The organism is Treponema sp. OMZ 790 (genome assembly GCF_024181285.1).
Taxonomy (GTDB): Bacteria; Spirochaetota; Spirochaetia; order Treponematales; family Treponemataceae; genus Treponema_B.
Map to the genome: position 1 here is coordinate 514,666 of NZ_CP051201.1, position 24,951 is coordinate 539,616.

Annotated in this window: 18 protein-coding genes; 11 read left to right on the forward strand and 7 right to left on the reverse strand. The window is 40.1% G+C overall.

All coding sequences use genetic code 11. The annotated features are described in order from the left end of the window. Positions 1-132 precede the first annotated feature (132 nt). The gene (locus E4O01_RS02400; protein WP_253694036.1) at positions 133-846 is read right to left on the reverse strand and encodes an RluA family pseudouridine synthase; all 714 of its coding nucleotides are present in this window, start codon (positions 844-846) and stop codon (positions 133-135) included. Positions 847-1,020: 174 nt separating this feature from the next. Between E4O01_RS02400 and E4O01_RS02405 the strand changes: the two genes are divergently transcribed. Then, positions 1,021-2,208: a glycine C-acetyltransferase gene (locus E4O01_RS02405; RefSeq protein ID WP_253694039.1), complete on the forward strand. Its 1,188-nt coding sequence runs from the start codon at positions 1,021-1,023 to the stop codon at positions 2,206-2,208. A gap of 93 nt (positions 2,209-2,301) precedes the next feature. Further along, complete coding sequence (locus E4O01_RS02410; RefSeq protein WP_253694042.1) at positions 2,302-2,808, forward strand: deoxycytidylate deaminase; 507 nt, start codon at positions 2,302-2,304, stop codon at positions 2,806-2,808. A gap of 27 nt (positions 2,809-2,835) precedes the next feature. Here the strand turns inward: E4O01_RS02410 and E4O01_RS02415 are convergent, their stop codons facing one another. Then, the gene (locus E4O01_RS02415; RefSeq protein WP_253694044.1) at positions 2,836-4,254 is read right to left on the reverse strand and encodes a PALP domain-containing protein; all 1,419 of its coding nucleotides are present in this window, start codon (positions 4,252-4,254) and stop codon (positions 2,836-2,838) included. 317 nt (positions 4,255-4,571) lie between these two features. Between E4O01_RS02415 and E4O01_RS02420 the strand changes: the two genes are divergently transcribed. From E4O01_RS02420 to E4O01_RS02440, 5 genes are all read left to right on the forward strand, one after another. Continuing rightward, positions 4,572-5,903, forward strand: a complete 1,332-nt coding sequence (locus E4O01_RS02420; RefSeq protein WP_253694047.1) for a thymidine phosphorylase — start codon at positions 4,572-4,574, stop codon at positions 5,901-5,903. Positions 5,904-5,930: 27 nt separating this feature from the next. Then, positions 5,931-8,054 (forward strand): single-stranded-DNA-specific exonuclease RecJ, encoded by a 2,124-nt coding sequence (gene recJ / locus E4O01_RS02425; RefSeq protein ID WP_253694050.1) that lies wholly within the window; start codon positions 5,931-5,933, stop codon positions 8,052-8,054. A 22-nt stretch (positions 8,055-8,076) separates the two neighbouring features. Beyond that, a complete protein-coding gene (locus E4O01_RS02430; protein WP_253694053.1) occupies positions 8,077-9,024 on the forward strand; it encodes a M23 family metallopeptidase in 948 nt (315 codons plus the stop codon). 76 nt (positions 9,025-9,100) lie between these two features. Further along, positions 9,101-10,648, forward strand: coding sequence for a hypothetical protein (locus tag E4O01_RS02435; RefSeq protein ID WP_253694056.1), 1,548 nt, complete (start codon positions 9,101-9,103; stop codon positions 10,646-10,648). 24 nt (positions 10,649-10,672) lie between these two features. Then, positions 10,673-11,074, forward strand: coding sequence for a ParB N-terminal domain-containing protein (locus E4O01_RS02440; RefSeq protein ID WP_253694059.1), 402 nt, complete (start codon positions 10,673-10,675; stop codon positions 11,072-11,074). A gap of 72 nt (positions 11,075-11,146) precedes the next feature. On the opposite strand, the gene E4O01_RS02445 is transcribed toward E4O01_RS02440, so the two are convergent. From E4O01_RS02445 to E4O01_RS02460, 4 genes are all read right to left on the reverse strand, one after another. Continuing rightward, positions 11,147-12,805: an AMP-binding protein gene (locus tag E4O01_RS02445; RefSeq protein ID WP_253694062.1), complete on the reverse strand. Its 1,659-nt coding sequence runs from the start codon at positions 12,803-12,805 to the stop codon at positions 11,147-11,149. A gap of 94 nt (positions 12,806-12,899) precedes the next feature. Beyond that, the gene (locus E4O01_RS02450; protein ID WP_253694064.1) at positions 12,900-14,144 is read right to left on the reverse strand and encodes a type 2 periplasmic-binding domain-containing protein; all 1,245 of its coding nucleotides are present in this window, start codon (positions 14,142-14,144) and stop codon (positions 12,900-12,902) included. Between the two features lie 10 nt (positions 14,145-14,154). Further along, entirely contained in the window at positions 14,155-16,359 is a 2,205-nt protein-coding gene (locus E4O01_RS02455) for a WD40 repeat domain-containing protein (RefSeq protein ID WP_253694067.1), read from the reverse strand. A gap of 3 nt (positions 16,360-16,362) precedes the next feature. Continuing rightward, positions 16,363-17,022, reverse strand: a complete 660-nt coding sequence (locus E4O01_RS02460) for a CpXC domain-containing protein (protein ID WP_253694069.1) — start codon at positions 17,020-17,022, stop codon at positions 16,363-16,365. Between the two features lie 136 nt (positions 17,023-17,158). Here E4O01_RS02460 and E4O01_RS02465 point away from each other — a divergent pair, with 136 nt between their 5' ends. From E4O01_RS02465 to E4O01_RS02480, 4 genes are all read left to right on the forward strand, one after another. Continuing rightward, positions 17,159-19,213: a putative glycoside hydrolase gene (locus tag E4O01_RS02465; protein ID WP_253695154.1), complete on the forward strand. Its 2,055-nt coding sequence runs from the start codon at positions 17,159-17,161 to the stop codon at positions 19,211-19,213. Continuing rightward, positions 19,213-20,253, forward strand: coding sequence for a phosphatase PAP2 family protein (locus E4O01_RS02470; RefSeq protein ID WP_253694071.1), 1,041 nt, complete (start codon positions 19,213-19,215; stop codon positions 20,251-20,253). Before E4O01_RS02465 ends, E4O01_RS02470 begins: the two co-directional genes overlap by 1 nt. Beyond that, positions 20,240-21,658, forward strand: a complete 1,419-nt coding sequence (gene mnmE / locus E4O01_RS02475) for a tRNA uridine-5-carboxymethylaminomethyl(34) synthesis GTPase MnmE (RefSeq protein WP_253694073.1) — start codon at positions 20,240-20,242, stop codon at positions 21,656-21,658. The genes E4O01_RS02470 and mnmE overlap by 14 nt, the downstream gene beginning before the upstream one ends. A 64-nt stretch (positions 21,659-21,722) precedes the next feature. Then, positions 21,723-23,333: an ATP-binding protein gene (locus E4O01_RS02480; protein ID WP_253694075.1), complete on the forward strand. Its 1,611-nt coding sequence runs from the start codon at positions 21,723-21,725 to the stop codon at positions 23,331-23,333. On the opposite strand, the gene E4O01_RS02485 is transcribed toward E4O01_RS02480, so the two are convergent. Next, a complete protein-coding gene (locus E4O01_RS02485; protein ID WP_371819606.1) occupies positions 23,318-24,934 on the reverse strand; it encodes a ClC family H(+)/Cl(-) exchange transporter in 1,617 nt (538 codons plus the stop codon). The genes E4O01_RS02480 and E4O01_RS02485 overlap by 16 nt on opposite strands. Between the last annotated feature and the right edge of the window lie 17 nt (positions 24,935-24,951).

A 24,951-nucleotide genomic window follows, 5' to 3' on the forward strand; every position in this document is an offset into this window, starting at 1 on the left:
CTATTTAAAAATTGAATTTTTAAATAGCTGGGCGGTTACGGCCGCTCAAATAAAAATTAGCTGATAAGCGGACATCTTTCCTACGGGAAAAATATCCGCTTTTTTTATGTTCAGAAATCGAAAAGCTGTAATCTATTCATCAAGCTCTTTTGCCCTCAAACATGCTTCAATGCAGGCCGACCACAACTTATCGGGAGAGGGCGGAAGGGCTGAAATTTCTATTTGCTTTTGGGTTTGAGGATGGCAGAATTTTAGGGAGTAGGCATGGAGTCTTATTCCGCCCGATTTTTCGGTGCGCTCAAAGCCGTATTTGATGTCACCCTTTATGGGCATTCCCAAATGGGCGAGCTGAATGCGGATTTGATGGGTGCGGCCTGTTTCGGGAAACACGCGTAAAAAATTATAGTTATCGCCTATGCCTGCAAGCTCCCAATAAAGCGAGGCTTTTTTTCCTCTTTGTTTTGATTCGGTTACAAAGCCCTTTTGTATTTTGGTGTTAAACTCAAGATAGGTTTCGCAAAATTCTTTTTTGTACAAAGACTTAGAGCTTATTTCAGAATCGGCTGCGGGGGATTTAGTTTTGGCTTCTTCTCTTTTTTTGCAAACTGCCCAGTATTCTTTTTTTACACTTTTTTCTTTAAAAAGATTATTCAATTTTGTATGCATTTGAGGAGAAAAAGAAATTAGAACCAAGCCGCTTACAGGCTTATCCAATCGGTTTACGGCCTCGGCATATTTTTTTTCGCCAAAGACTCTTTTAAAAAAAGTCTGGGAATTGTCTCCGCAGTTTTTTAAAACCACGGCAAAAAAATTATCCTCAAATAAAATTCTCACTTCATTTTGCATAAAAACCTCAAAAGCCGTATCGGCAAATGATTGTACCGTAAAGCATTCAAGCTGTGTCGGCGGATTATACAATAATTCTCGGCTCTTGACAATATCGCCAAAAAGATAAATAATATCTTCATATTAAAGGCTATTTACCTTTAAGAATTTTAAATATTTTATTAGGGGGAACCTATGTCGAATATCCATGATATGGAATTTTTACAAAAAAAAGTTCAAGAATTAAAAGAGCAGGGTTTATACAAGGAGCTTGTTACTCTTGAAGGACCGAGCGATGCGGAATGTGTTATTAACGGAAAAAAAGTTATTAACCTTTCATCCAACAACTACCTGGGCTTTGCCAATCATCCTCGCCTTAAAAAGGCCGCTATCGAAGCAATCGAAAAATACGGAGCCGGAGCCGGAGCCGTACGCCCCATCATCGGTAACATGAAGATTCATGACGACTTGGAAAAACTCTTAGCCGAATTTAAAAGAGAAGAAGCCGTTTTAGCCTTCCAATCAGGTTTTAACTGTAATGCGGGCGTTATTCAGGCCCTTACAGATAAGGGAGACTTAATTATCTCCGATCAGCTTAACCACGCTTCAATCATCGACGGTACCCGCCTTTCAAAGGCCGATAAGGCTGTTTTCCAGCACTCGGATATGGCTGACCTTGAAAGAGTTTTAAAAGAAAAAAGAAACAGCTACAACAATGTTTTGATTATAACCGACGGTGTTTTCTCTATGGACGGAGATATCGCCAAGCTCCCCGAAATTGTTGCTCTTGCAGAAAAATATAATTGTCTAACCTATGTTGACGATGCTCACTCAAGCGGTGTTTTGGGAGAAAGCGGACGCGGAACCGTAGACCACTTTAAGCTTCACGGAAGGGTTGATGTTGCAATGGGAACTCTTTCAAAGGCTATCGGTGTTGTAGGCGGTTATGTTGCCGGAAAAAAGGTAACCATCGACTGGCTTAAAAACAGAGGCCGCCCCTTCTTATTCTCGACAGGCCTTCCTCCCGCAGCAGTAGGAGCCGCCATTGAAGCCGTTAAGATGCTCATGGAATCGACCGAACATACGGACAAACTTTGGGCAAATGCCAAGCACTTTAAAGAGGGCTTAGGAAAGCTCGGCTACAATATCGGCCGCAGCGAAACCCCCATCACCCCGATTATCATCGGAGATGAGGCCAAGACCTTGGAATTCTCCAAAAAGCTTTTTGAAAACGGTATGTTCTCAGGCCCCATCGTATTCCCCACAGTTCCCAAGGGAACAGGCCGAGTCCGATGTATGGTTACTGCAGGCCACACCACAGAGCAGCTTGACAGAGCCGTAAAAATTTGTGAAAAAGTCGGCAAAGAAATGGGAATTCTTTAATCCTATTTTTTGAATGCGGAAAAGCACCGATTTGGAAACTTCAAACCGGTGCTTTATTTGAATTTTGTAAAGAAGTTTTTATGGGAGAAGTTTATGGTATCAACAAATAACAATGAAGAAAAATATAAGCGCCCTTCATGGGATGAATACTTTATGGATGTTTGCCGAGCGATTGCAAAAAGAGCTACCTGCGACCGCGGCAGGTCCGGCTGTGTTATTGCACGCGATCACCAAATTCTTGTTACCGGCTATGTAGGAGCTCCCACCGGCCTTCCTCATTGCGATGATGTGGGGCACCAATTTAAAAAACTTCAGCACGAGGACGGAAGCGTTACCCAACACTGCGTGAGAACCGTCCATGCAGAACAAAACGCCATCTGTCAGGCAGCAAAACGAGGCATCAGCATAGACGGAGCAACCCTTTACTGCAAGATGACCCCCTGCCGCACTTGCGCCATGCTCATCATTAACTGCGGAATTGTGCGTGTTGTAGCCGAAAAACGCTACCACGATTCAGCCGACACAATCGAAATGTTTAAAAAGGCCGGCATAATCCTAGAACATATTTCCGATTCCCTCGAAGAATACAAGGGGCAGTAGGGGATTACTCTTTTTACTTTTAAGCCTTTAAAGAGATAAGGCCCATTCTTTAAATTTTGAATAGCCGGGCGGGATATTAACCGCTTTTAAAGGCCTGTATTGAAGGCTTTCAAGTTTGTCGGGCAAGGACGGCGGTCTTCCTATGGCCGGTTTCATAATTTCTGGAAACTTTGCAGGGTGGGAGGTTTGAAGAATCATCCCTATCATGTTGTTTCTCCGGATCGAAGATGCCCATGTTTCTACATCTGCATATTTTGAAGGTATTCCGGGTTCTTCATCGTTTTCCGAAGTTTTTCTTCTTAATGAATTTAATGCCCCGTGGTAGATATCCTGCCAGGCTGTCCAAGCCATAGCTCCATAAGGATCTATTATATAGCCTGTCCTTTCATTACAAGACCTGACAGCCGTTACCGTTCCTGCACCGTCAAGCCAATAAGGAATTATAAGCTTTTTTAGCTCTTCAAAATCGTAGATTTGAAGCATTCGCTTAAAGTTTGTCATATTGGGAATATCCAAAGCGGGGGTATTGGTTTTAACGGCTGTCCTTTTTTCAAAATTTCCAAGGGTCAGCCAATCGGAAAGAGCATGGTTTTCGTTTTCGGCCGAAATGAAGCCCTTGATAGGTGTTCCCATTTTTTTTGCAATCAAGCCTGCCGTCAGCCCGGAAAAACTTCCTGAAGGCACTGAAGCTACAATTGAAGGATTTTCAATTTTATTATCGTAATCGCTCCGGTATAAAACGGTTAAAGCCGCATAAACAAAAAAAGCAATTTGAGGTAAAAGAGGAGCTATGTTTAAAACTCCGCCTGAGACGAGTTTTAATTTTTTAAGTAAATCTTCATCCCTTATCGCTTTATCCACAAGATTTTCACAATCTTCAAACGTTCCATCCACACAAATGGGGTAGACATTTTTCGGCATTGAAGAAAGGACGTTTTCCTGTATTTCCGTTAGTGAGCCTTGCGGATATAAAAGAATTGCATTGACTCCCTTGACTTGCGAAACTGCGGAGGCAATGGCACAAGCTCTTTCGCCTGATGCAGCTGCAATGAGGTTAATCTCTCCGTCTTCGTCCTTGTTAAAATACTCTAAAAGATAGGCTAAAAAACCGGCTCCGATGTCCTTGTAGTTGCATGTGGGGCCGTGGAAGAGCTCCAAAACATAGGTTGTAGGTGCTATAGGATTTATCGGAAGCCTGTGGGGATAAAATTGGGCTATGATTGACATTAAATCGCCTTCAGGAATCTCTTCTCCGCAAAAGTTTTTTATAATTTCAAAGCCGGTATCTCTAAAAGAAGAAGGAGGATTTCGGTAAATCATGGCAGAACTTATCTTTCCAAGCTCTGCGGGCATAAAAACTCCGCCCGTTTCGGAGTTAAAACCTCTTAGTACGGCTTCTTTAAAGGAAACCTGAATATTCTTATCGGTTATATCGTAAAATTTCATTCTTAGTTATCCACAAGTTTTACATAGATTTTGCACATTTGTTATTCTACAATATAAATCATTAGTTGTCAATTATCAACCTAATTATAGAAGAAAATTCGGCTGACTTGACATTTATTCCCTTTCATACTAATATCAAAAATGAGAGGTATGATAAACAGTTCGGCAGGAATCCGGCCTCACTGTTTATCCGGCGAGTTTTGTACCCAAGGGTACAAAACTTCGGATTATTGTATGTGTGTGCTTTCCGCACACACTTGAAAAAACTTTTTTCAGGATTTAATAATCCTTACAAAAAGTTTTTATTGGAGTAACACATGAGAGCAACAGATATTATTATGAAAAAACGCGGAATAAAGGGGCAAAATCTTGAGCCCTTAAACCGCAAAGAGATAGAATTTATTGTAAATTCTTATGTACGAGGAGAAATCCCCGAATACCAGATTTCGGCATGGCTTATGGCCGTGTATTTTAACGGAATGACATTTGAAGAAACTGCAATTCTTACCGATGTTATGCTTCATTCGGGGAAGGTAATGGAGCTTTCAGGCCTTGAAGGACCCTTTGTCGATAAACATTCTACCGGAGGGGTAGGGGATAAGCTTTCTCTTCCACTTGCACCCATTGTTGCGGCAAACGGCATTAAGGTTCCCATGATGAGCGGCCGGGCACTTGGGCATACGGGCGGAACCCTCGATAAGCTTGAAGCCGTTACAGGTTACCGTACTAATCTTACGGAAACCGAATTTAGATCCTTTATAGAGAAAACCGGCTTTGCGATGACGGGGCAGACGAAGGAAATTGTTCCTGCCGACCGCCTACTTTATGCGATGCGGGATGTTACGGCCACGGTCGAATCGGTTCCGCTTATTACTTCGAGCATCCTTTCAAAAAAAGTTGCTGAAGGCTCCGAAGCTCTCATTTTCGACGTAAAATGCGGAAAAGGCGCCTTTATGAAGACCTTGGACGATGCGGAAGCTCTTGCAGTGAGTCTTGTAGGCACGGCTAAGGCGATGGGAAAAAAGGCAAGGGCTCTTATAACCAATATGAATGAACCCCTAGGCACCATGGCCGGAAACTTTTTAGAAATAGAAGAAACCATAGATATTCTAAAAGGGCAAGGTCCCGCCGACAGCACCGAGCTCACATTACAGTTGGCAGCCCACATGCTCATCCTTGGCGGCAAGGCAAAGGCTGAAGAAGAAGGCCTTGCTCTTGCAAAAGAAGCCGTAAGTTCAGGCAAGGCCTTGGAGCTTTTTATGCAAAACATAGAACTTCAGGGCGGTAATCCTAAGACCCTCATGGCCGAATATAAAACCCGCCGAAGCAAATTCTTTGAAGAATTGAGGGCCGAGGAGGACGGCTTTATCGAAAGCATAAACGCCTTTGAGGTCGGAATGGCCGGCGTAAACCTCGGAGTCGGGAGAAACAAAACCACCGATCCCGTATGTTCCGATGCCGGAGTCGAAATTTTAAAGCACAAGGGAGACTCGGTAAAAAAAGACGATCTTATAATGAGGGTCTACGGAAAGGATTCGGCTTCCGTTTCCGCTTCGATGCCCATATTGAAAAATGCCGTGGCATATTCCGATAAAGCTCCGCAAAAGGATAATCTTATTTTTAAAATTATCAAACAAGAAGATCTTTAAATTTGAAAGCCCGCTGCGGAGAAAAAAATGAACTGGCAAAAAAAGGAAATCGGTCCCGAACTGGTAAACGAAATAAGAAGAAAATACGGCTGTGATCCCCTGACTTCGGCAATTTTGGTGCGCCGAGGAATTATAGAAGGGAAGGATATTCTATTCTATCTGGAAGAGGACATGCGCTATCTTTACAGTCCCTTCCTCTTTAAGAACATGGAAGATGCTGTAGACCGTATTTTGGATGCAAAGGAAGAAGGAGAGAAGATCTTGATTTTCGGCGACAGGGATGTTGACGGTATTACAAGCACAACCCTTCTTTATGAAGCCCTAAAAGATCTGGGTCTTGATGTGTCATGGCGCATCCCTACCGGGGATGAAAGCTACGGTCTTTCTATTGAAGCTGTAGAAAAACATGCTGCAAATGACGGAACTCTTATCATCACTGTGGACTGCGGCATTTCCAATTTTAAGGAAATAGAAAAAGCCAATAGTTTAGGCATTGATGTAATCGTGGTCGATCATCACACTCCGCAGGAGACCTTACCGGATGCAGCCGTAATAATAAACTGTAAGGTTCCCGATTCGGGCTACCCCCACGAAAACCTGTCGGGCTGTGCAACGGCGTGGAAGCTCATCACCGCCCTCCGCTTCGGAATGCAGCCCTTTTATAAACAGCAGGTTTCTCTTTTAAATGTAAGACCCGTAAATGACGCCTATTCGATTGAAGCCGTAAAACTTGTAAACATGGTTCAAATCGGAAAAATTACCGAAACCATCGTTCCCGGAATGCTTTCTTTTTCTGAAACAAGGCTCGGCTCTTTTTTAAACGGTCAGCAGATCTTTGTGTGGGATGCCCCCTTGCAAAAAAAGCAGCTTAAAAACATCTTCGGAAACGGAATCGAATTTAATTTTTTTGATTTTCAGAGCGAGGTTGCAAAACAGTTTCCGCAGATGGGAGACATGAGCCTCTTACGCTTAAAGGAATTTTCTACTATAGGAAAATACTACGAAGAAGCCCAATCGGAACTTGAAACCTTTAAAAATATCTTTATAACCTTTGTTCAGCAAAAAAACAATTTTTACGGAAAACGCGAGGCTTCCGAAATTCAGCTGGTTGCTCTTTCGACCCTTGCCGACCTCATGGAATTAACCGGGGAAAACCGCATCATAGTCAAGCAAGGCTTAAAAGAGATAAACAAAAAGCCCCGACTCGGTCTTGTAGACCTAATGGCCATGCAAAAACTATTGGGAGCACCCATAGGCACCGAAGACATAGCTTGGAACATCTCGCCCTTGGTAAATGCCTCAGGCAGGATGGGCCGGCCCGAAACGGCTATCGAGCTTTTTCTTGCTCAAGATTCGGGGGAAAGAACTGCTAAGGCCCAAGAAATATTTCAAATGAATGAAAATCGAAAAGCTCTCGGCTCTAAGGCTTGGGAAATTGCCCTGCCTCTGGCCGAAAAAAGCTTAAAGGAATATAACGAAAAATTGGTAGTTGCCGTCAGTGCGGAATTTCACCGCGGGATTACCGGAATCCTTGCGGGAAGATTGGCCGAATACTTTAAACTTCCGGCCCTTGCTATCTGTCTGATGCCTGACGGCAGTGCCGTAGCCTCCATAAGGTCAGCCAGAGGTTTCCGGCTCTTGGATTTTCTTGAGCCATACAGCGATCTTTTTTTGGATTACGGCGGACACAATTTTGCGGCAGGCTTCGGCATCGAGCAGGAAAAACTTGGACAATTTTTGGAAAGGTTAAAGGAATTTTCCGGGGCAATGGAATTTGAAAATGATTCAAATTCCGAAACGCTTACAATTGATGCAGAGCTTCCGCATGATTATTTAAAACCCGAGATCCTAAACTTGGTCGATAAATTTGAACCCTACGGCTGCAATTCTCCGGCCTTGACCTTTATGACAAAGAGGGTAAAGATTTTGAATGCAAACATTATAGGCAAGGCCGAGCCCCTTCATCTGCGCTTTAACTTGGAATGCGGAAAATATAAGTGGAATGCTTTTTATTGGAAGTCTGCCGCGAAACTTGGAACGGAATTTAAAGTCGGAGACTACGCCGATATAGTATTCAATGTATCCAAAAATTATTTTAACGGAGCCGTAACTCCTAAAATGGTAATACGGGATTTAAAAAAAATAGATTAACATAATTTTTAAGGATGATAAAATGTTAAAAAAAAAGCTGTGTGTGTTTACCTTTTTTTGTTTTCTGTTTGGTCTTTATGCATCGGGAAAAACAGAGGTTTTAGAAAACGAGCAAGGTGCAAAATCCGAAAAACCTCTCTATATTGTTTCAATGCCGGTAAGCGGAGAGCAGGGTTCTTTTTTTAACGTTAAATTTAAAGCCGCACGAAAAATAGAAAAAGCATGGATTACTATTTATAATTCCGAAGAAAAAAAAGTACAAACCATCAATGCCTTTCCTGTCGATAAATCGGAAAAAGAATGGGCTGCTATTGCCGTTGTTGCCGTTTGGTGGAAAAGCGGTAAATGGAAGATTCGCACTCATCTTATAATCGAAGGAGCTCTTTTTGAGGAAGATAGGGATTTTGAAGTTTTGGAAAAAGAATTTAAGGAATTTGTAATGAAGTTAAGCGCCAAAAATACCAAAATTTTAAAAGATAAAAGCCCGAAAAAAAGAGAGCAAAGAAACAGATTTGTAGAAGTTTTAAAGGTGCAAAACTTTGAAAGCCTTTATTTTAAAGGCCCGTTTAAGATGCCGTTTAAAATCAAAAGAATAAGCTCAACCTTTGCCGAAAAGCGTACCTCAAAATACACTGACGGAAAAACCTCTGTAAGCCGGCATTGGGGAGTCGATTATCCTGCTCCTATCGGAACGCCGATTTTTGCTCCCGGCACTGGAAAGGTTGTGCTTGCAGAAAACAGGATTGTCACCGGATGGACGCTTGTGATGGAACACGCTCCTGCCGTTTACACAATCTATTATCATCTCAACAAGATTCACGTAAAAGAAGGCGATTTTATAAGCCAAGGCGAAAAAATTGCCGACATCGGAACTACGGGCTTTTCTACAGGCCCTCATCTTCACTGGGAACTGCGGATAAACGAAATTCCTGCCGATCCCGAACTTCTCCTGACAAAAGAATTATTTTAGGGTTTTATGGTTATATAGCTACATAGTATTGACAAAAAGTTTTTAATCTCTTATACTATTTTTTGTGAGGTACTATATGAAAAATCTAAAATCTTTTATTTTATTTACCCTTTTGGGTACCGTTGCGCCCGTCCTTATAATGTCTTGCGTAAATAGAGACGAAAAGGATATTATAGCATTAAAAAAATTGTCCACAGAAAGAGCCGAAAAATCCATTAAGCAATTTGAAGACGAATATTTTATGACCGGAGATATAGAAAAAAATGGTTCGGTTATATTTGATGCCCAAATTAAAAACTTTAAAAATACGTTTAAAGAAAATTCGGATAGCAAAAAGCCTTTCAACGCTGCTTCTATTGAGAATCTTATCAAAAACAAAGTCGGCTTAAATTTTACCTTTATCAATGATCAAAAGGAGAAAGCCCTTTTTTATTCTTATGGTGTTAAAGTAGGTCCGGGCATGTCTGAATTGCCTATTTTTGTTATGAAATTCGGTAACAAAAATATTGAAGCAGCGAGTCCCTTTTTTAAGGACAGTACATTTTATATACCGTCAAACGGCATAGGTAAATTTTTAGCTCTTGTTTCTCCGAAAAATTTCCTTTCATTTTTTAATATGGATTTTTCCTATAATGAAATGAAAAACATGATGACAATGCAGCTTGACAGACATTCTAAAAAAAGATACTTAAATGCCGAAAAAGCTCTTTATAAAAAAGCCGATATAAAAAAGACCGATTCGGGATATGAAATTACTTTTAACAATGAACAGCTAAAACAAATTCCTTCTCTTATTTGGTATGCCTTAAAAAACGATAACCGCTTAAAATTAATGTTGAGCATGTATGAAGATATTCTTACAAAAGAAATAATGGATAGTTTTTCAGAAAATATTTCGCCTGAAAAAATGACTCTTCCTGAAGGCTTCCGTATTACTGAAGAAATAATTGTAAAAGACGGATTGATTTCGAAGGATATGTTTACAATTTTTGTAGAAAATAGGCCTGTAGCTAAATTAAGCTACGAAATTGAAGACTATGATTATGTTTTAAATAATTTAATTGCAAGTATAGAACTTTTTAGTGATGTAGATTCTTCTTCCCATACTATCACATTTACAAGCAGGGGGGAATCAAACGAAAATAAAGCCGATTTTATGATAAATATGTGGCTTTCTGCTAATGATTCGATGAGTGAAGATTTGATACTAGGAGCTCTAAATTATTCCATACTGATAGATAAAACAAAGCAGTCGGATAATTTTAAAGCTTCAATGAATTTTGCTTTCCCAAAAATGGTTCCCGTATATTCGGAGGAAGGTTATGATGATGATAAGATGGAAATAATGCAAATGTTTGTTTCAGGCAGCTTTAATAAGAAGAGTGCCGATACTGTGGAATTTGGTATTGATAAAATAAGCTTAAATTCTTCTAAAGAAATGGGCGGGGGAAGTCTTGACGTTGAGCTTGACTCAAAAATGCTTATCACTAATAAGATTATAAAGAAGATAGACATGCCTAAAGACAGGGTGAATGTGCTCGAAATGAGTGCTGAGGAGTGGACAAAAATCAAAGATGAGTTTATGATGAAAATTGAAGAGATGTCCAAGGGGTATGCAAAATAAAATCCCTTGAGACAAGGAGGATTTATGCAAATTCCTATAGATGAGATAAAACTAAGGCAAAGAGCTCGAAAAGAATTTATAGAAATTGAAGAACTGGCAGAGAGCTTAAACCGTGTCGGGCTTTTAAATCCGATTATTGTGGATCAAAATAAGGTTCTTATCGCCGGTCAAAGACGATTGGAAGCTGCAAAAAAACTGGGCTGGAAAACCATAGAAGCCAGAGTGCTTTCTGTAGAAGATGAAAGCCTTGCTCTCGATATCGAAATCGAAGAGAATGTTCAAAGACAGCAGTTTTCAAATGAAGAACTTTTAAATGCCTTTACTCGTCTTAACCGTTTAAAAAATCCCGGATTTTTTGTAAGGCTATGGCGTGCCATAAAAGCTTTTTTTAGAAAAATATTCGGGAAAAAAACGGAACTTCAGTGAAAGTATAGAATTTTAAAATAATGATTTATTTTTGAAAACGATAAAAAACCTCCCCGAAAAGGGAGGCTTTTTTTATTCTTCTTTTTTTGTTTCTTCATTTTGAGATTTCCCGTGACGGAGGGCATAAAGATAGCGCTTTATTTTTTGGCTTGCAGTTTTTTCGAATTCATCTACAAGTTCGATTTTATCTATCTTTGAAAACTTGTTTACCTTTGAGTTGACAAAAAATCTTATCTCGTTTAAAACCTCTTCTCGTTTATGCATTATCGCATTGGAAATTTCGGAAACTGCATCTCCTATCGCATCCTGCAAACGGACATAGGCGACAAGAGAGGTGTTTTCGCCTTCAACAACAAGGGCTTCCGACACAAGGGGGTGCTGGTTTAAGACAAATTCTATATCTTCAGGATAAATATTTTCTCCCGAAGCTCCTAAAATCATATTCTTGGATCTTCCTCTTAAACTTATCCGGCCCTTATCGTCCATAACACAGAGGTCGCCTGTTTTAAACCAGCCGTCTTCCGTAAAGGCTTCTTTTGTTAAATCCAGGGCATTGTAATAGCCTTGCATAACGTTAGGTCCTTTTACCCGGAGTTCCCCGACTCCTGTTTGCGGATTCTTATCTCCTATCATTATTTCGACTCCGGGAAGATTAACTCCTATTACCCCGGGAATAGTTTTGTAAACTGCGGAGTAGGCTACCAAGGGTGAAGTTTCGGTAAGGCCGTAACCTATTGCGTAAGGAAATTTTGCATCAACCATAAACTGCTCAACTACAGGATCGGTTTTTGAGCCTCCTATGCCGAAAAATTTAAGACGTCCGCCGAAGGTTTTCTTAAGCTTTTTTCCTGCTTTACGGCACAAAAATTTTCTTCCAATTTTTGTGCCGTAAATCTTTTTTATAAGAGGACTTGCATTGAAAGCCGGTAAAATCTTTTGCTTGTATATTTTTTCGATTACAATCGGAACGGTCAGCATAAAATGCGGCCTTACCTTTTGAAGAGCGGGCAGTAGGTTCCGAGGAACAGGCGGGCCTTCAAGATAGTAGATGCAGGCTCCGTTTAATATAAACATTAAAAAGCCTATTGTAAACTCATAAACATGAGACATCGGTAAGATTGATAAGGCTGCCTCATATTGGTTTATGCGTTGACAGTGTTGGCCTGCAATAGCCGTAAAAATAAGGTTCTTATGTGTAAGGACAACGCCCTTGGAACGGCCTGTAGTGCCCGATGTATAAATAATGGAAGCTATATCCTCCTCATTTGACTCATATTCGGGAACAGGACTATCCGTTTTTATTTCTCCCTTTTTTACGGAAAAATCTTCTATGTTGATTATAATATCGAGTTCTTCGGTGTTGCTTAATTTTGCCAAAAGTTTTTCTCCTGCAAAAATAGCTTTTGCTTCCGAATGCTTGATACAGGAAGAGGCTTCATTTTCGTTAAAATCCGGCAAGAGAGGAACGGCAACAGCACCGAGTGTAACTATGGCAAAATATGAAACAGCCCATTGAGGAGAGCTTGTGCTGAAAATTGCTACCTTATCGCGAGGCTTTATACCCAACGAATGCAATAGTGCTTTTATTGAGTTTACTTTTTCGTTTAGTTCTTTATAAGTTATGGGCGTACCGGATACATATGAAAGAGCGGGTCTGTTATGAAATTTCAAGACCGAATTTTTTAATAAGGCTGAAAATGTGTATTTCCCGATATCGTCAATTGTCTGCATAGATCCTCCGTGAGAAATTTACAAGGGCATTAGGTTTTTAAGTATGCCCCGTTTCCACTTAATAAGACAACCCAGCTTCAATAAGGTTGCATTTTTATTGATTTTTATACCATTCCGCTATTTTTTTGTTAAGTGACGGAATAGAGGCAGGATAAAGAGATGTATTACAAGCATCCTTTAAATAGGGGATTAGGATTTCTTTTTTTAACATCGGCCAGTTGCTCGGTAAAATATGAGGAGCATAAAAGCTCTGGGTTTGAGGCAGGTGTGCCAGCAAAAGAGGGTAGTATCGGGGAAAAAGTTTTTCGGTTACTTGGCGCAGGGCCGAGAAACCTCCTGCAAGGCCGAAAGCACTTATCATTAAGTCCATCTCGTTGGCTCGGTTTAAAAGCTGCTCTTGGGTTTTGACTTGGAAAAACCAAATGAAAAAGGCTTCAGCTGCTTTTGCATTTTTTGCCTTACTGCAAATTCCTCCGTATAAAATATCGTCCTTTAGAGGAGTCTTTCCGTTAAAAGCAAGCCACCTAAAATCTATGTTTTCCAACCGTTTTTGAGGTGTAGAAAAAAGCTCTTCACTGGAAGCATAATAAAAAAGACATTTGCCGTTTTTGACAAGAACATAGGGAGAATCGTACAGATATTTAAATTTAAAGTCATCTTCGGCTGCAGCTGATGTATTTACCTCAGAGCTCCAATCCCGTATATAATTTATTGCATTTTGAAGGGATTTGTCGTTCCACGAAAAAAAATCTTTTTCTTCTTCAAATGAAGCATTGAAGCCCTTTGTATTCATGTATAAAAAATCGTCTGACCAGCGGGGCGAAAAACCCATTGCGGTATAATTTCCTCTATTAGCCTTGTTGAATTTAATCGAAAAATCTCTTATCTCGTCAGGCGAAATTGAAAAATCGCTCTTTGTTTTAAATTTATTTGCAGAAGAAAAAATAATCATCGGTAAGTTAAAGCTTATCGGCAATAGATATTGATTGCCGGAAATATTTCCCAAGTTTAAGAGCTCGGGATAAAAATCATTTTTGTTTATCTTTTTTTCTCCGAACAGATTATTTATTTTTCTGAACTTTACCCTGGCGGATTTACCTTTAAGCCATGCTCCGATAACTATGTCGGGCTGAACATCAGTATTTATAAGGGCATCAACGGGATCCTTTTTATATTCTACGATAATTTTATGTTCGTTCTGCGAATTATTAAATAATTCACAATACGAAACAAACTCGGCTCTGTCCGTCCAGATAACCGCTATCTTATCTTCTTCATTTTTTACACAGGATGTAAAAATTATTGCTGCAAGTGTCAAAAATAAAATATATTTTTTCATAAATTTTCTCTTACTCTATGTTTATCGTTTTTAAAATAGCTCCCGTTTTGCGTTCATACCATGAAACGGTATCTCCGAAATTGAGGCTTATAAAATATTTTTTTAAAATTATCGCTTCTTTGGGAAAGCCGTATGAACGCGATAGCCTTCTGGCCTGTTTTGATGATGTGCTGTAGTGAACAAGAGAGCTGTTGCCCAAATTGGTTAAAATGTCGTTTCCTGTAATTTCCAAAAAGGCATCTACATCTTCTTCCTTGTATGAGAGGATGGGTTTAAAAGTACTGTCTATCAAATTCTTACGGTTTAAACCGATATGCAATAATTCGGTTTTGGGCGAAGTATTTGTTTCTATCAAAAAGCATGCAAGATTATTCGGCCGTGAAGAATTTTGCTCAAGGGCAAAGGCTAAATTTCCTTCCATCGAAATGGGGCTTGTTTCTTCGGTTACGGTGTTTATTATAAACACTGGACTTTGAGAATTGCCTATAGCACTTTTAGCGACTATCATTGTACTGTCGTCTATTTGAACTGCATTTTGAATGCCGGGCGCATTGTAAACGAATTCTTTTTTTCCGTTTTCAAAATTTACTAATGTAACTCCGTTAAATGACTCAACATATAAAAATAAATTTTTATAAACCGAAACCGATATAACCGTTTCTTTAGGTGTGATAATTTTTTTTAGTGTCTTTGTATCAAGGGAGTAGTGGGATATGGGCGTGCCTTTTTTTAGATCCGACCATAACAAAAATCCATTATTATAGAATGTAAATTTATTTGTTTTAAGTCCTTCTGCTATCGAAACGAGTTTGTCTTCAGGTCCCTTTTGTGCATAAATATTTCCGTTCTTTAATATATACAAAATAGAACCGTCGCTTGTAATATCGTCAATTTTTGCGGCGGAGTAGGTAAGAGGCTTTTCAAGATTAACGGATGAATCTTCATTTAGATCTATCTTGTAAATTGAACCGTCTTGAGTTCCGATTATCATGTGATCTTTAATATGCCGGGCTGCCGTTATTTTAGAGTTTCCCGGTACGTAAAATCCCTTTGAGGCTGCATCTCCCTGTCTTATGCACCATTCATTTTTTCTTTTTGTTCTTTCAATCCAAATAGGAATCGAATCTTGAATTTTGGAAGCAAATAGGGCATAACGTGAAGAATGTTTAGAAACTGTTTTTCCTGTGACGGCGTCTACTACATATACGTTATTGTCTTTATACCCGATAATGCGGGTAAAGTTTTTTATAAGATTGGTGTTTTCAAGTTTATTTTCTGTCCTGAATTCTTTTAGCTTCTTTTTCTTTGCGATGTCTGTATAGACAAGCCGTCCCGATTCGCCGTAGGTTACTATGCTCCTTTCGGTTGATGCTGTAGCCGCCAAAAAAACTATTCCGGGGGCTTCTTGATAAATCTTTTGTACGATTCCTTTTGAATCCAATACGGTAATGCCGTCGGTCGATCTATTGCCTACAAAAAGGTAGGTGCCGTTGGCTGACCACGAAAGGGATACTACGGAATCGGATAAGCGTTTTGAAAATAGGGTTTTCTTTTTAGCCCAATCCCAAAGAGAAACTTGATGAACACTAAAGCCGTTTGTTTCATAGACGGCAATCAGTTTTCCCTGCGGATGCACTGCTATTTTTTGAATGGGCATACTTGAAAGCTGCCAGGTGTCAGGCTCGAATTTGGGATAAGAATATCTTGTAACAAAACCGTCCTTTCCTGCCGCAAAAAATATGGGTAAGGTTCCGGAATTCATTATTTCGGTAACGCCTCCCGAAAACTTATGTACGACCTTGGCCGAGCGGAGTTTATCTTCTTCGGGGCGGTTTACTTTTGAATTTGAGTTACGGGAATAAAGAGTTTTATCGTTTGTAACAGCTTGAGCCATGGCTTGAGCAAATACAAGGGCGCTCACTTTAGTTTCTTCGGGTTTTGCTTGTCCGCTTTCCGGCTGCTTATTTGCATTATCGGGTTGAGGTTCTGTGTTTTGGGCTTCCGTTGTTTCTCCTGTTTGACCTTGGTTACCGCCTTGAGAGGGCTCCGTATTATTTTCAGGCGTTTTTCCTTGAGCCGGGGCGTTTCCGTTATCTTGCGAAGGTGCCGGAGGAGCCGGAGTTTCTGCGACTTCACTCCAAGGTAGATCCGTATTTTGAGAATTTAATGCGGCGAAAATAAAAACAAAGAATAAACAAAGATATTTTTTGTGCATAAATTATGAATCCCTGCCCTCTGTAAAAATATTTTGATAGGAAAGATAGTTTCCCAAATAGACAGCCGTAAAAACTTCAGACTTTTTTTTGTTTTTTATATCGTTGCAAATAGAATCATATAGCTTGACCGGAATTTTCATAACCGCTACTTGGTCTTCTTTTAACCCGTAAACATAAAACTCAAAATTTCCGTCCGCGGTTACCGAATGAAAAAAGATCTTTATCTTTTTGCCCTTTATTTCTTTTCCACTGTCCAGCACAAAGAATTTTAAAACTTCCATGGCATGAGGGTCAAGACCGGCTTCAACAACTGCAAGGCGTTCAGCTAGTTCGGAATAACCTATAACGGGTGTCTCATCAGCTTTTTCATATTCTATCTTTTCAGCCTTTTTTGTTTTTTCGTTTATTTCTTTTAAACCCGAACAGCTTGAAAGACAGGCAATTCTATCGGCTTCCGGTACAAAGAGTAAAATAAGCTTTTTTGAAGGCCATTCGATTCTTGTTTTTATCTCGGACCGGACTTTTCTTCCGCACTGCGGGCATTTAAAAGTCAGGAAAGAGCCGTCAGATATCTTTTTTAATGTTTCCGGTTCTTTATCCAGATTTACTTTTGCACTATGTTCAATTTCAAAACTTGCATCGCATGGACAATGTATTTTCATAATAAAACTCCAATATTCTATAAGTATATCACATTTTACCGAAAAATGTAAGACCTGATGAGATTTTGTAGTCAAGGAGGCGGAAAAATACCGCTTGCATATATCTTCGATTTATGGCATTATGTGAGATATGAAAATGTTTTATTGGGGTAAAAAAGCTTTAAGGCTTTGCTTTGTACTGTTGATTATTATGATTCCTGTTTATGCCCAAGATGTTTTTATGGCGGGAAGTTATGAGGGATTGTTTAGAATAGATAATTTTAGAGCTAAAAAAATATGGAACGATGCTGCTGTTTTTAAGATATGCAGGGCCGGAAACCAATGGCTTTTTTTGACGGACAAGGGACTTGCCGCAAGTAAAAACTTAAAAGACTTTTACTATTTGAACGATAAACTTCCAAAAAAAATAATTAAAAATATAGATGCTGATGGAAATAAAACCTTTATCGAAAAAATTCCTCAGCTTAAAGATTTGGAAGTTCATCCTTTTAATCCCAATATTTTTGTTACTGCGACTTCAGGAAGTGTTTTTCTCACACGCGATTCGGGAAAAACATGGACCGATATTGGAGCAAATCATTCAGTGAACGGTATAAAAGCCGTCAGCGTTTTGGATATGCCCAATGTAAGGGGCGAAAAAGTTTTAACGGTTTTTGTTTCTCACTCCATAGCCGGAGTAGCGTGGAAACAGCCAGATGTAAATTCTAAAATTTGGAACGACATAAGTGACGGATTAAGAAAAGGGCCTGAAGGAGTTGAAGAGGTAGCCGACATTGTTTTTGATCAAAACTCAAAAAACTCTCAAATCTACTGTGTTCAGACCTTTTCAAAAATAATGTATAAACTCGATTGGAATAAAAAAATATTTATATCCTTAAACGAAAAAGAAGTAAATGAAAAGAAACTTGTTTGTGCAGATAGTTTGAATATAATCGACAATACGATTTTTGGAGTTATTGAGGGAGGCTTGTTTGAAACCAATTTATTTATGCCTAAAACTCAAGTCTATACTTCTAAAAAAGTGTTTAAAAATTATAATAAGGTTAAACAATATCTTAAAAATTCGAGCTATCTAAGCGCCTTTGTTCCGAATAATTTGACATTGTTCAACGGTAACTTGTCCTTATCGGAACTTTGGTTATTGCAAGGTAAAAAGACGCACAAGAATCCGTATTTAAAAAAAGCTGACGGAAAAAAAGGTATTTATACCCCTACTCATCAGGTACGCGATGAAAAAAGCTTTGAAAAACATCTCAAGACAATCAAGGACAATAAGCTCAATGCTCTTGTAATAGACATGAAAGATGAGGCAGGTTTTGTCCGTTATGAAAGCAAAAATGAAGATATAAAAAAATATAAGGGAATAAAATATGCGCTCGATATTGAAAAATTTATAAAAAGAGCAAAGGCTGAAAATATTTATCTTATTGCCCGAATCGTTGCATTTAAAGATAAAAATTTATACGTATATAATAACGGACAATATGCCGTCAAGGACAAACAAAACGGAAAGCCCTGGCAAGGTTATAATTTTTATAACGGAGAAAAAGAAGTTATACAGGAGCATTGGGTGGATCCTTATAACGAAGATGTTTGGAAATACAATGTGGATATCGCCGAAGAGCTTTGCGCTCTGGGTTTTGATGAAATTCAATTTGACTATATCCGTTTTCCTACCGACGGTTTAAATTTGTCGGATACTCACTATCCTGCTCGCGAAAAAGGTATGGACAAGGTCAGTGCTCTTATGTCCTTTTTAGCCTACTCGCGCGAAAGAATCAAGGCCCCTATTTCGATAGATATTTACGGAGCAAACGGCTGGTATCGCACGGGAGCCCGCACAGGGCAGGAGGTAGAACTCCTTGCAGAATATGTAGATGTTATATGCCCGATGTTTTATCCCAGTCATTTTGCTCAAAGCTTTTTGGCTTATAAACCTGCCGAAGAAAGACCCTACAGAATTTATCATCAAGGTTCATATAGAAACAAATTGATGGCACGCAATAAGGTGGTTGTGCGCCCCTGGGCTCAAGCCTTTTTTATTCCTGTTTCATACGATAAAAAGTACTATGACGAAGATTATGTAAAGCGCCAAATTTTAGGGATTAAGGATTCCATAGATGAGGGCTATGTTTATTGGAATAATTCGGGCCGCTACTTGGATCTGCGCCCTGACGGGGAGGGCTTATAATGGCTGAAATTGCTGCTGCTTCAAAAGAGCTTCATGCCGTACACCAATGGGGAATAGAAGTAATCAGGGCCGTACAAAATTTTTCAAATCCGGTTCTTACCGAAATCCTAAAATTTTTTACGGATGCTTCAACCTACGGCTTTGTAGTTTTTATTATAGGTCTTTATCTTTGGTGCATCGATTACAAAAAAGGGCTTCACCTTGCTTACGCCGCCGCCTTTACCTCAGGACTTAACGGAGGAATTAAACGAATATTAAAAGTCCCCAGGCCATTTACCCATGCACCGGAAATCATGCTTAAAAGCATAGGCGGTTTTTCAACGCCTTCGGGACATTCTTCGATAAGCGCTTTTATATACCCCGCAGCCTTGTTTTATAAGTCTTTTCAAAAACTGCCATCGAAAGATTCCCAATCAGGCAGTACCGAAACAAAGGGCACTTCTTCATCTAGGCTAAAAATAGCAGCGGCAATTATCCTCCCTCTCTTGGTAGGTTTTTCACGGGTTTATCTCGGAGTACACTATCCGACCGATGTCCTATTGGGCTGGGCTCTTGGAGCATTTATCTTTTTGAGTTTGATGTTTTTTCTTCCCGTAGTTGAAGCAAGGCTTTCTTCCTCAAACAAGACTGATGAAGAAGATCCGCAAAATATTAAATTCAAAAAAGATGCTTCAATAAGGTTTACGCTTACGGCTATTTTTTCATTTATACTCATTTTAATTTCGAAGGAAAAGGTAAATGAGGCAGGCGTTATCCTTGGGCTTGCTTTTGGAAATATCCGAATCCTAGAAAATTCAAAATATAATTTTGATGCTTCTTCAGGCTCTGCACTTCAAAAGCTTCTAAGATTTATTATTGGGGGCGCTCTTTCATGTATTCCGATTTTAATTTTCTATCTTTTAAAAATAGATTCAAGCTATGCTCAATATAGGCTCTACCACTTTTTGGAATTCTTTGCGGTTGGAGCTGTTGCTTCGGGTTTAGCCCCGATAATCTTTTGCCGTTTAAAACTTTCGGGAGGAGAGAATGCAGACAGGTAAATATTCCCTAGACGATCCGATAGCCGCAATAGCTACGGCCTTAAGTCCTGCCGCCCTCGGAATTGTACGCACCTCAGGGAAGGGGTCGATAGACCTTGCTTCCGCAATTTTTTCCCGCCCCGAAAAACTAAAAGAGGCTAAAGGCAACACTATCCTGCACGGCTGGATCTTGGATCCCGAATCAAAAAAGGAAGTTGATGAGGTTACGGTCTGCGTTTATAGGGAGCCTAAGAGCTTTACGGGAGAAGATGCTGTCGAGTTTATCTGTCACGGCGGCACTGCCGTCGTTTTAAAAATATACCGCCTACTAATCGAGAACGGTTTTAGGGCTGCCGAGGGCGGGGAGTTTACCTTCCGTGCCTTTGCTAACGGAAAGGCCGACCTGACGAGGTCAGAGGCCGTAAACGAAATTATCAATTCAAAAACCGATATAAATATAGAACTTGCAGCAGGCCGCCTGTCGGGAAATCTTTTTTCGGGGATAGAGGAAATAAAGCAAAATCTCACAAGGGTTATCGCAGCCGCCGATGTCGAAATAGAATACCCTGAAGACGAGGAGACTACAGAAGGAGCCTTTTCGCCTGATTTGATTTTAAAGGTGATAGAGCCTCTTCAAAATTTAGCCGGCTCATGGGCAGCAGAAAAAATTTTTATTCAAGGGGCTAAGGTCGTCCTTGCAGGTAAAACCAATGCCGGAAAGTCCTCCCTATTTAATGCCCTCTTAAAAGAAGACAGGGCCATAGTTTCGGACATTCACGGCACGACAAGGGACTGGCTTGAAGCCTCCTTAAATTTTAACGGAATCCCTGTAAGCCTTTACGACACGGCAGGCATTCGCTATACAAAAGATTCCATAGAGGTTATCGGGGTAGAACGGAGCTTGGAGATGAGCCGCAACGCAGACCTCATCCTCTACCTTTGCGATCCGAAAGATATCTTATCCTCGGGTAGTTTGAACAAAGAAGATTTGGACTTTGTAAAGAATGCAAAGCCTCCCGTAATTACCCTCATCACAAAAGAAGATCTCCTCGATGCCGAGTCAAAAGAAAAGCTAAAAGAAATTTTAAGTAAAGAAAAAATTGAAGATGCTCTTATAATTTCATCAAAGGCTTCAAGCGGAATCAAAGCCCTGTCCGAAAAGGCATACTCGGTTTTGGCAAAAAACACCGACAGGTCAGGTTTTTCAAAAACAGCCTCCCTCGGAAGCGAGAGACAGAGGGATGCCGTTCAAAAGGCCTTGGATGTGCTTGAAACAGCTCATCAAAACGCTGTCTCAGGCTTCCCCCTAGACCTCATCGTAGAAGACCTTGAAGAGGCCTTAAGCTTTTTAGGAGAAATCACCGGCGAAGTCCGCTCCGATGATATCCTCGACAAAGTCTTTTCGGGCTTTTGTGTTGGAAAGTAAATTGATGTAAAGGAATGATTTTCATTTTGTTGTCAACTTTGTGTTTTTCTGTTATACTATGTTTATGAGTACCATACGACAGATGCCTATAGGCATTCAAAGTTTTGAAAAACTTATAACGAACGATTGTGTCTATGTTGATAAGACAGAGTATATATGGAATCTGGTTAAAAATCCTGCCCCATACTTTTTAAGCCGTCCGCGCCGCTTTGGGAAAAGTCTCCTTCTTTCCACATTAAAGGCTTACTTTCTCGGCCAAAAGGAACTCTTTAAGGGGTTGGCGATCGAAAAACTTGAGGAGGGTGAAAAGGACAAAAGAGAAATATGGCAGAAACATCCGGTTTTTTACTTGGATTTTAACATAGGAATTTATGATACAAAGGAAGGTTTAGAAAGTCTTTTAAATAATCATCTTTGCGGCTGGGAAGATATTTACGGAAGTAAAGATTCCGAAAAAGCTCTTAGTGAACGCTTTTTTGGAGTGATAAACCGTGCCTTCGAAAAAACCGGCAAGAAGCCCGTGATTCTAATCGACGAGTATGATAAACCTCTCCTTCAAACCATGTGGAAGGATGAAGTCTTAAACGAAACCTACCGCACAATCCTCAAAGCTTTTTTCGGTATTATCAAAAGTGCCGATCAGGTAATACGTTTTGCTTTTTTAACGGGAGTTACAAAATTCAGTAAGATAAGCATATTCAGCGATTTAAATAATTTACGGGATTTAAGCCTTCTGTCAACCTATTCCGGTATTTGCGGTATTTCACAAGAAGAGCTTGAAGCAGGCTTTAAACCTGAAATTACAGCCTTGGCAGAAAATAATGACTTGAGCTATGAGGAAACTCTTGCAAAATTAAAACAAAGATATGACGGCTACCTTTTTGCAAAAAAAGGGAAAGCAATGTATAATCCGTTCAGTCTATTAAATGTTTTTGCTTCCCTCGAGTTTTCAAGCTATTGGTTTGCTACAGGCACGCCGACCTTTTTGGTAGAGTACCTTAAAAAAGCCTATTACAATATTCCGGACATTGATGGAAATATTCAGCTTGACGAACATGGTCTCAATGACTACAGAGCTGATCCCATTTTGCCTATTCCGATCCTCTTTCAATCTGGTTATCTTACGATTAAAGATTACAATGATTTTGCCGGTCTATACCGCTTGGGTTTTCCCAATGATGAGGTGCGCTTCGGTTTTTTACATAACCTTATGCCTGCTTACACTTCAATAAGTTCCGACAAAACAGGACTTTCTATTTGGGAGTTCTATGAGCAAATAGAAGCCGGAGATGTGGACGGTTTTATGCAAAAGATGAAAGGTATAATTTCCGGTATTCCCTACGACAGCTTAACCGAAAAAGACCTTGCCCTGCGTGAACAAAACTACCAGACGGCTGTTTATCTTATATTCGCTCTTATGAATCAATTTGTGCATACTGAAGTTCATTGTGCAACAGGAAGAGCCGATTGCATTGTGGAATTCAAAGACAAGGTTTATATCTTTGAGTTTAAGCTTACATCAAACGGAACGGCAGAAAATGCAGTAAGCCAAATCAACGATAAAAACTATGCCGATAAGTATTACGGCACCGGAAAAAAAGTTACAGCCGTAGGTGCAAGTTTTGATGAAGAAAAGCGAACGATTAAAGACTGGATAATTCAACCTTCGACTTGAGCCATCTCTGCGATTTGTTCCAAATGGGATTCTACATGGCGGCCGTGTGTTAAGACTACGAGCCTGTCGCCTGCCGAAATAGAAGTGCTTCCGTCGGGGATGATTTCTTCTTCGCCGCGGGCAATGCTTACTATTAAACACTCATCGGGCCATGTAACATCCTTTATCGGCTTTCCGTCCAAAAAGGATTCGGGAGAAACGCAGACTTCAAAAACCTGCTTGCCGTGATCTTCTTTCTTCTCTTTTTTATTTGAAAAGTCTTCGCCGGTTAAAATCTGCTTTAAAAGCACCTCGTCATTTGGCGGAGACTTTATTATGTTTGCCGTAATGTAGGCCGCGGCCGAGGTCAGCACCAAGCCGCCTAGGTGGAAAAGGTCTCCGCTTGTTTCTGCAAGAAGCACTATTGCTGTAACCGGGGCCTTTATTACTGTCGTAAAAAAGGCAGCCATCGCAAAGACCATTAGGTTTACTGCATATTGGGCTTCGATTAAATTAAAATAAACCAAAATATTCGAAAAGATAATTCCTGTTAAGGCTCCGCATGAAAGGAGGGGAACAAAGATGCCGCCTATAGCTCCCGAACCTGCCGAAAGGCCTGTAAAGATTATCTTTGCCGCAAGAATCACCACGAGCATAAAAAAAGGAAGGCTGTGTTCCGCAAGGGCTTCGATAAGATGATCTCCTCCGCTTGCCGCAAGGGGCAAAAAAAGACAGACAGGTACCGAAATAAGATAGGGAATCAGGGGCGCAAATTGGGGAGAAATATTTAGCTTTTTGTAAAGTTTTTGAGAAGTATAAATCGATTTTTTAAAGAGGTGTCCTATTATCGCCGCCGCAGCCCCCATCAAAAGGAGCCAGCCGAAATATTTTATAGGGAAGAGCTGAAGGCCGTGAAAATTAAAAATGGCTCCCTGCTTAAAAAATACCGAGGCTACAAGGTCTCCTGCAAAGGCTCCAAGCATTACGCAGGTTAAAAGGAGGGGGCTTAGATATTGATGAAGATCCTCTATTGCAAAGACAATACCTGCAAAGGGAGCCCCGAAGGTAGCTGCAAGTCCTGCTGCCGCTCCGCTTGTTACCAGGCAGATCCTTTCTATATGGGAGGTCTTGCCGATTTTTTCAAAGGCGCTTCCTACATAGGCACCGATTTGAACTGATGGACCTTCCCGTCCGACTGAAAGACCTGCACTTATGTTTAAAACGCCGCCTAAAAATTTCAAAGGTAATTCGGGCCAGGGCGTCATGTCAAGCTTTTTCATAAACTTACCCTTGATTTGCGACACTCCGCTTCCCTTAATCATCGGATATTTTTTTATTATAAAGCCCATAAAAATCCCAAGAAGCGTTACCGCTAAAATCAAAACGGCAAGGTTCAATAGATTTCCGCCTGCAGCCTTGTCATAAAAATCAATCCGTAAACCTGAAAGAAAATCGATTGACTTTCTAAATGCCGTAATTGCAAGCCCTGTAAGAATACCAACAATAAAACTTTCTCCTGCAATTATAAGATGGTTTCCGTACCAATTTTCAAGAATTTTCTTCGTGCTTAAACCTTTGTCTTTCATATGCGACATTATATAAATAAGCCTTTTGTATGTCAATTAAAATTATTGGATAT

What these genes read in the sequence shown, in the direction of transcription:
- E4O01_RS02400 (WP_253694036.1), bottom strand. Translation starts at nt 846, where the DNA reads ATGCAAAATGAAGTGAGAATTTTATTTGAGGATAATTTTTTTGCCGTG.
- E4O01_RS02405 (WP_253694039.1), top strand. Translation starts at nt 1,021, where the DNA reads ATGTCGAATATCCATGATATGGAATTTTTACAAAAAAAAGTTCAAGAA.
- E4O01_RS02410 (WP_253694042.1), top strand. Translation starts at nt 2,302, where the DNA reads ATGGTATCAACAAATAACAATGAAGAAAAATATAAGCGCCCTTCATGG.
- E4O01_RS02415 (WP_253694044.1), bottom strand. Translation starts at nt 4,254, where the DNA reads ATGAAATTTTACGATATAACCGATAAGAATATTCAGGTTTCCTTTAAA.
- E4O01_RS02420 (WP_253694047.1), top strand. Translation starts at nt 4,572, where the DNA reads ATGAGAGCAACAGATATTATTATGAAAAAACGCGGAATAAAGGGGCAA.
- recJ (WP_253694050.1), top strand. Translation starts at nt 5,931, where the DNA reads ATGAACTGGCAAAAAAAGGAAATCGGTCCCGAACTGGTAAACGAAATA.
- E4O01_RS02430 (WP_253694053.1), top strand. Translation starts at nt 8,077, where the DNA reads ATGTTAAAAAAAAAGCTGTGTGTGTTTACCTTTTTTTGTTTTCTGTTT.
- E4O01_RS02435 (WP_253694056.1), top strand. Translation starts at nt 9,101, where the DNA reads ATGAAAAATCTAAAATCTTTTATTTTATTTACCCTTTTGGGTACCGTT.
- E4O01_RS02440 (WP_253694059.1), top strand. Translation starts at nt 10,673, where the DNA reads ATGCAAATTCCTATAGATGAGATAAAACTAAGGCAAAGAGCTCGAAAA.
- E4O01_RS02445 (WP_253694062.1), bottom strand. Translation starts at nt 12,805, where the DNA reads ATGCAGACAATTGACGATATCGGGAAATACACATTTTCAGCCTTATTA.
- E4O01_RS02450 (WP_253694064.1), bottom strand. Translation starts at nt 14,144, where the DNA reads ATGAAAAAATATATTTTATTTTTGACACTTGCAGCAATAATTTTTACA.
- E4O01_RS02455 (WP_253694067.1), bottom strand. Translation starts at nt 16,359, where the DNA reads ATGCACAAAAAATATCTTTGTTTATTCTTTGTTTTTATTTTCGCCGCA.
- E4O01_RS02460 (WP_253694069.1), bottom strand. Translation starts at nt 17,022, where the DNA reads ATGAAAATACATTGTCCATGCGATGCAAGTTTTGAAATTGAACATAGT.
- E4O01_RS02465 (WP_253695154.1), top strand. Translation starts at nt 17,159, where the DNA reads ATGTTTTATTGGGGTAAAAAAGCTTTAAGGCTTTGCTTTGTACTGTTG.
- E4O01_RS02470 (WP_253694071.1), top strand. Translation starts at nt 19,213, where the DNA reads ATGGCTGAAATTGCTGCTGCTTCAAAAGAGCTTCATGCCGTACACCAA.
- mnmE (WP_253694073.1), top strand. Translation starts at nt 20,240, where the DNA reads ATGCAGACAGGTAAATATTCCCTAGACGATCCGATAGCCGCAATAGCT.
- E4O01_RS02480 (WP_253694075.1), top strand. Translation starts at nt 21,723, where the DNA reads ATGAGTACCATACGACAGATGCCTATAGGCATTCAAAGTTTTGAAAAA.